Below are 8,327 nucleotides of genomic sequence, written 5' to 3' on the forward strand. Positions count from 1 at the left end.
ACTTAATATGATAATCTACAAAACAATAAAAAAATATTATAGTAATTTTAAAAAATTTCTAATCCACTCTCATAATTTTAATGAAACTCTTCAAGATGATGTTGAGCTTTTTTTACTTCACAAGTGTACTGATAGACAGCGTTGGTCGATATGTGTAGCTATCTTGAATTTCTTGGACTTTTATGAGATTGGAGAACATCAATCTTACAAAAAAATGCTTATAGATGTAAAGAGTGATATCAAAATGGACAATATTGTAGGTTCCGTTAGAAGTCTCCCAGCTGCAAAAGATGTCTTAGCCTTTTCTTGGGTAATTGAAAACTACTTTTCAACGCTTGAAACAAATGATATTAATTATTTGAAATACTACCCTATTTATCTTTGGTGGGAAATAAGCAATTTAATTCCGATGAGACCATCGGAATTTTGTGGAATTGAGAGAACTTCTCTTTTTAAAGAGAATGATAGATATTTCATTCAATTACCTAGGCTTAAACAAAAAAATAACCACCACAAGATTCAAATTATTGATAAGATTTCTATCCCCCAACAAATCTTTAATCAATTACAAGAGTATGTTTCTTTAACTGAACCTTTCGGAAGTTCAGATACACTTATTTCATCCAAATCTATTGGTTTTACGGATTATTTTGAGAATCGTTTTACTTACAATCACTTTATAAAGGTGCTTAATAATTTCTATGAAGAGATAGTTGACGGAAAATATAGTGCACCTTATGAACAAAAGATAAGACCCGGCGATACTAGGCATTTCGCTTTTTTAAACTTAATGAGACAAGGTTATCATCCTGTGGAAATCGCCAGATTAGGAGGACATACCTCGCTACAAGCACAGTACCATTATCATCAGCATATGGAGTATTGGGTAGACGTTGAAATAATTCAGCTTATGCAAAGATTCAATTTCGTACAAGGTCATAATTCTAATAGTAAAGAGGGACAAGCATCTTCTAATATTTTTGATGATGAATTCATTCGAGAAAAGATTTTAAAGCCCAATGATTCAGATTTTGAAACTGAAGTTGAAATTGGCTTCTGTACAGACCCTGAGATGTATTGCCAAGTTGATAAGTGTTTTTATTGTGAACACTGGAAGATTAGCCAAGACGAATACTTAGATAAAAAAGATGAAATTGAAATTGAGTTACAAAACTGTAGGAGCGATATGGATAGGTTGCTAGACACATTAAAAGACTTATACCGTATTGCTTTAAAAGAGAGTATGGAAAATGATTTTTCCGAAATTAATCAAGACTTCAACAAAGATCTCTTTTACACAAAAAGCCAACTAGATATTACGTTGAATAAAACATTGAATTTCTCTAAAAACTTAGCAAAGAGAGGTGAATAACCGAATGATTAAAAAAAGAGGTAGACCGAAGAAAGAAATACCGCTCGAACTTGTTCAAGAAATTATCTATCGTTACACAACGGAACATAATATTTCTGGAAAGATTACCTATATGGATGTTTATCGCTTCTCCCGAGAACAATTCGAAAAAGGAGAAATTCTCTACTCAATCGGAGAATTTTTCTGGCGTAAAGGTGAAGGTAGATTAGCAATTGACAAAACCAACCAAGTAATAATGCATACAGTAACTAACTCGTTTAACGAAGATGAAGTATTTGTAGATACTGAAGATGCAATCAATAAATTTTTCAATGGAAGTAAAGCAGATAAGGTAAAGCTTACCGGTGCCCTAAAGATGAACGAAACTAAACTACAAAAATATATCCAGAGAACAAAGAAGCTAGAAAAAGAATTGTTTGAAGTAAGGCAAGAATTAGTAAAAGAAAAAGAAGAGTGCAAATCTTGGCAAGCTACCGCTTCAAATTACCAAGAGAAAATGTTCCAATGGATGGAACTTAGTATGAGTAAAGATGTGCCTTTAATTAACTTACTTACAACTGGGCAAACTAGAACTGAACCTGTAAAAGTTCTATTAGAATCAATACTATCTAGCAACCCACTAGAAGTTTTTGATAAAATGAATGATATAAAACAACAAATTAACAAAGAGTCTTTAAATGTTGAAAGTAAAGATGATGCTATTTCACTCGAGTCTTATAAAAATAAGAAAAAAAGCGTATTAGAAGACTTCGATTTCTAAAAAACCACCAATATCCCTTATCCAGGTGATTATTGGTGGTTTTTTAATTATTATTTTAATTTATTATCTTTACGAAGAGATACTAATTTTTTGTGTATTAAAGAAAATCTTTTCTCCTCACCCGTTTCCTTTGGTTCATAAAACGCTTTACCTGATATTTCTTTTGGTAAGTATTCTTGATGCACCCAGTTATTCGGATAATTATGAGGATATTTATATTCGTTACCGTTCAATTTTGCTGCACCTTGATAATGACTATCTTTCAAATGTGGTGGTATATCGAGTGATTTACCATTTTTAACTTCTTGTATTGCATTATCCAAAGCTTTATATGCCGTATTTGACTTCGGAGAAAGACATAGTTCAGTTGTAATAACCGATAACGGAATTCGTCCTTCTGGCAAGCCTATGCGATCAACAGATTGTATTGCAGATAAGACTCTTGCACACAGTTCAGGATTTGCCAAACCAATATCCTCGTATGCTATTACAAGTAAACGTCTACTTATAGATACTAAATCCCCGCCCTCTAGTAATCGTGCTAAATAATATAAAGCAGCATCTACATCACTACCTCGTATGCTCTTTTGGAAACTTGATAATAAATTAAAATAAATGTCACCTTTATTATCGTGAGTAAATCCTCTATTTTGTACACACTCTTTAACTATTTCATCTGTTACAATAATATTATTTTGTTCATCTTCTTCAGTAGCCCAGATAATATTCTCAAGTAAACTTAGTGCAGTTCTTCCATCTCCTGTAGTTTGGGCTATTAACTCGATCTGTGATTCTGAGATTATAACTTTCATTTTTCCTAACCCGTTTTGTTCATCTTTCAAAGCATTTTTTAATAAAGTGGTAATTGCGGAAGTAGATAATAGTTTTAACTGTTTAATTTGGCCACACCTTGATCGTATCGCGTTATTTACACTATGGTAGGGGTTTTCTGTGGTAGCCCCTATAAGAGTGAACACACCCTCTTCTAGAGCCTTTAATAGCGCATCTTGTTGAGTTCGATTAAATACGTGTATTTCATCTACAAAAATAATAGCATTTCTAGTCATTCTTGCTTCATCGATAATTGATTCTATATCTTTTTTTCCGGAAATTGTTGCATTTATTGAGTAAAAATCTTTCTTCGTTGTACCAGCAATTGCATATGCAAGCGAAGTTTTACCCGTACCAGGTGGCCCATATAAAAGCATTGAAGGCAAATGTCCATTTTTAATCATTTTATATAGAGCAGTATTTGGACCTATGATCTCCTCTTGTCCAACCACTTGATCGATGGTAGTAGGTCTCATTCGGTATGAAAGTGGCTCTGATCGGAACATAATGTCACCCCTTTAAGAAATGGTTTTTTAGTGAGATATAACTCGTAATGGTTTCAAACAAAAATTTCAATATTTTCAATACTTCTGAACAAGATATCAAATTCCTTCTCTAGCTATCGTTACAAAGATATTAATCTAGGCAATGTTATCTGGAATTTTGATTATGTATTTAACAAAGTTGAAAAATTCTCACTACCACATTGTAATTAGCCATCTATTATAATAACACGACTAATCTTGATGTACGTTGTAAATGCATTAATGAGAATTAACATTAATATTTCATATGTAAGTTACACTTTTTCATTGAATCGAACTCCTATGTATGATTTTTTAAATTCCATATTTATTCCATCACACAGTTAAATACAATTGTTATTACCATAAAAAAAGCAACGTTAAACGTAATGGGTTCTGTTATGAAGTACAATAGTAGCCTGTTCAGTTGTACTACAATGGAAGTTGTAATACAACTAATCAATCTGCTAATTGATATGTTAAAATAACCTTCAAACTACATCGATTATTATTAACAGAAATTTTAATTTTTTAAGGATAAAATGTAAAGTATTGGTATAATAAATAAAAGAGGATTCTTTCTTCTTCATCTAACGAGGGAGTTTACTTCAATAAGCGAGAATGGACTTTTTTTAATATCGAAATATTAAAGCAAAGAGGCAGAACTTGTGGTGAACTATAACGTCATTATATTAAGTAAAGCGAAGGGGGTGAAATTGTGGGCTTTTGGTATTTCTTAATATTATTCGTGGGATTATTTTTAGTAGTTAAGGGGTTACTTCGGAAAAAAAATTTTAGCTTGGTGTTTGTAGGACTGTTATGTATTTCTTTATCAATATTTATGTTTTCTCCAGGAAGCGCTGAAATCATTTCGGAATTATTCAATTTGAATTAGAGTATAGAATAGATTTTCACTAACGAGTGCTTTAGTTTAATAAGAACAGATGAAAATTAGGTTTACTAAAAATTAGAACTAGAAAAACACTGAGTAATACTCAGTGTTTTTTTGTATTACTTTCTGTCTGAAAACCACAAAAAAGCACCACTAAAAGCGATGCTAATATCTTTTCGTTTTAAAATGCTATTTGGGGGTCGATTTCGTGTTTTGCACCTCTGAAGAGAACCCCTTATAAGTTAGCGCCGCTTTTTTGTCTTTTTTGAGGAATTTTATGTAAAGCGTGGAAGTGGGAAACAAATGAAACTTTTTTGAATTTTAATGCGTATTATTAGTATAAGGAATTTTTACCAGTAAAAATCATACGATATTTGTTATTAGTTAGAGTGAAGTTTATGATGAAAAATGCTTTCATTATTCTATCAGTAACAACATTTTCCATAGAGAATGAAATGAATGAAACATTAAAAAAGGAATATGTTCAAAGTTCGGTTGTAATGTAGGGGTCGTCAATTTAGTCATACTTTTCTATAAATGGTTAGAACGATTGGAAAGTAGTCTATGTAATCCTCCTTTGAAAATTGAAAAGTACAAACAATTCTCACAAATTCAAATAGTTTATGTAGGTAAATAATGTATAATATAATTAATCTATCCATTCAAACTTATTTAAGGGGGTGAAATGAAATTGAAAGAGTCCAAAACAATTTTAATAGGAGCAAGTTTAATTCTTTCAGCAATTTTGGTTTATGGTATGGCTTTGGTAGTTAAGTTACTTAAGGGATTCTTTTTGTTAGAGTATGGTTTATTAGACATCGGTTATATATTTTTAACATTAGCAATAGCAGTACCAATAATTTTGTATATTTTGATTGCCAACGGTAAATATAAAAAAAATATCTTTGAAGTAATCACTTTTAGCGGTATATTTTCATTAACATTATTCGTTCCGGTATATTTGACGTCAGTATCCGCTGTTGTATTAGATCGATTAGTTCTTCAGAATTTAATTGTTATTCTATTAATTACAGTGGTAATACTAATTGGAACTATGCATTTTGCAATTAATAACAATAAATTGACAAAAGTGTAAGCTGAAAGACTTTCTTAGCTGATATATTTATTTTATAGCTGTAAGATGGCGGTGAAAAGCACTGCATTTCGCGTAATTAAATCAATTAGATAAACCTTTTTTTTGCAAAGTTGTAGCTTTATATAAATGTTTGCTTTCATTCGTTTTACAATATATGGATTTACAAGAAAACGCCTATCCTTAAAATCGGGTAAGCATTTTGATTTAACGTTTATAAATAATATCTTTCCACGAATACACCTTGTCAGCGATCTCTAGACGCTGTGCTGGTGTATTTTTAATACTATTCTTTTCTGTCTCTTTACAGAAGTTGTAATACGTTCTTAATACCGATACCGACATTTGAGCATATTTAGGATTGAAATTAGAATAAATATAACTTTTACCATCGCCTCTCGAAGTAACAAGGGGTCTTTCTAAAATTGAGATGGATCTTCTAATTTCTTGAAGAAAAATATTAACCGCATTATTATTCAGTTCCAAAAATAACCTAACTAGGTTCAGGTGTTAAATAGGAAACATCGGTTAAAACATCTAGAATTCGTTTTCCACGATCTCTTAATGCAATTGGATGTTCGATTTGGTTTTTATTACATTTACGATATACTTCTCCAAGTGGCGTATGAAGCGTTTCCCAAAAGTCGTGTCTTCGTGATGCTATTTCGTTTCATATTTTACAGTCCAATTCTTTTATATGGTTCAAAACTGAACGAGCAATGATTATTGCATTTCTCATTTATTTTTTACCTTTCAATAAATGGATGAAATACATACAACACTTTCATATTAGGAATTTAGATTAATATCCATAATAGATTAGTTATACAAAGATCCACAGATTCAATAAACTACAACAAGACACCTTACTTCCTCATGTTGAAAATGGATCTATTGTATTAATTGGAGCTACAACTGAAAATCCTTTTCACGATGTAAATCCTGCCATTCGTTCTCGCTGTGGTGAAATTAAGCAACTGAAACGATTGACAGCTGATGATTTACTAACACTTATCAAACGAGCACTTACCGACAACAAGCGCGGACTGGGTCGACAGACGATTCAAATTTCAGAAGAACAGCAAATGAAAATAGCTGATTCGTCAAATGGAGATGCAAGAAAAGCATTAACACTTCTCGAATCTGTCGTTTCGGCATCAGATGAAGAAGATGGTGTCACCATAATTGATGATGCTTTACTGCAAAACTTGGTCGATCGAATTGGTGTTTTTGGTGATAAAAAAGGTTCTCATTTCTACAATCTATTGTCAGCTCTGCAAAAGTCAGTACGAGGAAGTGACGTTAATGCTGCCATGTATTATTTAGCTCACTTGCTTGAAAATGGTGATTTAGTGGCTGTCTCAAGACGACTACTCGTGATGGCATATGAAGATATTGGCGTAGCAAACCCATCTGTCGGTCCACATGTTCTCGCAAGTATTCAAGCTGCAGAACGATTAGGATTGCCCGAGGCACGCATTCCTTTAGCAAGCGCAGTCGTTGAGATGTGTTTATCGGAGAAATCAAACTCAGCTTACAAAGCAATCGATGCTGCTATTGCTTCGATTCATGCAGGAAAAGTTGGCGAGATACCAAGTCATTTAAAAGATACTCATTATGTTGGTGCAGCTGCCCTCGGACACGAAGGGTATGTATATCCACATAACACTCCTATTGGAACCTTCGGCGGTTGGGCCAATCAGACGTATCTTCCGGACAACTTACTGAAGTCGAAGTTTTACAAACCCGTTCTTGCAGGCGAAGAAAAGAAACTTGCTGGAATTTATGAAAAATTAGAGTCATTCAAACAAAAGAAGACGTGAATCGCGTTCATGCGATTCACGTCTTCTTTTTGATTATGTTTTGTCCAGGAAAGTGTGAATAAATTAGGAGACAATTGGTTAGTCGCCTCAATTGAGCGAAAAGTTGCCCCATTGACTGCAAAAGTTGACTCATTCCAATGAATAGTTGCCCCATTCACACTAATAGTTGCCTCAATTCCTTAAATTTGTCCAAAAACGACTTGTTAAGAACGCACTCGTTTCACTGGAATTTCTCTTGTAATATCATTAATGACCCAACTTGCTGCTACTAATCCAGCAACTGACGGGACAAATGCATTGGATGATGGCGGCATTTGAGCTTTACGGAATTTTGCATCGGGTTTCCCAACCGTCTCGACTACATCTGCTCTGACGATTATTGGACTCTCATCTGAAAAGACCACAGGAATACCTTTATAAATACCTTCTTTACGCAATTTCTTGCGAATGACTTTTGCTAATGGATCTGTATGTGTTTTTGAAATATCCTCTATTTTAAAACGAGTAGGATCCGTTTTGTTTGCTGCACCCATACATGAAATAATTTTCACTCCGCGCGTTAAACATTCTTTCATTAAATGAATTTTGTAAATGATCGTATCTGAGGCATCAATTACATAATCCACATTATGACTGAAGAAATCTTCAAATGTTTCTTCGGTGTAGAACATGTGTAAATCGTGTACTTCACACCCGGGGTTTATATCTAGAATTCGTTCTTTCATGACTTCTGATTTCGAGCGCCCTATGGTTGAGATATACGCAACAAGTTGGCGATTAATATTGGTTATATCGACATTGTCTTTATCCACAAGAATGATTTTTCCGATGCCGCTTCTTGCACATGCTTCAGCTGCAAACGAGCCAACGCCACCTATTCCTAAAATGGCCACCGTTGTATTTTTTAAAAGGTCAACACCTTCTGATCCTATTGCTAATTCATTTCGAGAAAATTGATGTAACATTTGTTGTCCTCACAATCTATATCGTTTTAGTAGGGATTAATCTCAAATCGAGTAGGAGGGAGTGATT

General features: G+C 33.2%; 5 protein-coding genes and 1 pseudogene. 4 read left to right on the plus strand and 2 right to left on the minus strand.

Annotation, left to right across the window (positions count from 1 at the left end):
• On the plus strand, positions 1–1,372 hold a 1,372-nt coding region (locus C406_RS19755), incomplete at its 5' end, for a site-specific integrase (RefSeq protein ID WP_017382083.1).
• Positions 1,373–1,376: 4 nt separating this feature from the next.
• A complete protein-coding gene (locus tag C406_RS0118175; RefSeq protein WP_017382084.1) occupies positions 1,377–2,132 on the plus strand; it encodes a hypothetical protein in 756 nt (251 codons plus the stop codon).
• A gap of 50 nt (positions 2,133–2,182) precedes the next feature.
• Here the strand turns inward: C406_RS0118175 and C406_RS0118180 are convergent, their stop codons facing one another.
• Entirely contained in the window at positions 2,183–3,469 is a 1,287-nt protein-coding gene (locus tag C406_RS0118180; RefSeq protein ID WP_017382085.1) for a replication-associated recombination protein A, read from the minus strand.
• A gap of 1,601 nt (positions 3,470–5,070) precedes the next feature.
• Here C406_RS0118180 and C406_RS0118195 point away from each other — a divergent pair.
• Together C406_RS0118195 and C406_RS19760 are read left to right on the plus strand one after the other, a co-directional pair.
• A complete protein-coding gene (locus tag C406_RS0118195; RefSeq protein ID WP_155966774.1) occupies positions 5,071–5,475 on the plus strand; it encodes a hypothetical protein in 405 nt (134 codons plus the stop codon).
• A gap of 827 nt (positions 5,476–6,302) precedes the next feature.
• Positions 6,303–7,295: pseudogene (locus C406_RS19760) on the plus strand (replication-associated recombination protein A); the annotation flags it as partial.
• Positions 7,296–7,498: 203 nt separating this feature from the next.
• Here the strand turns inward: C406_RS19760 and C406_RS0118205 are convergent.
• Entirely contained in the window at positions 7,499–8,260 is a 762-nt protein-coding gene (locus C406_RS0118205) for a tRNA threonylcarbamoyladenosine dehydratase (RefSeq protein WP_017382090.1), read from the minus strand.
• Positions 8,261–8,327: the final 67 nt, after the last annotated feature.

Origin of the sequence: Paenisporosarcina sp. TG-14 (assembly GCF_000297555.1) — a bacterium.
Classification (GTDB): Bacteria; Bacillota; Bacilli; order Bacillales_A; family Planococcaceae; genus Paenisporosarcina; species Paenisporosarcina antarctica.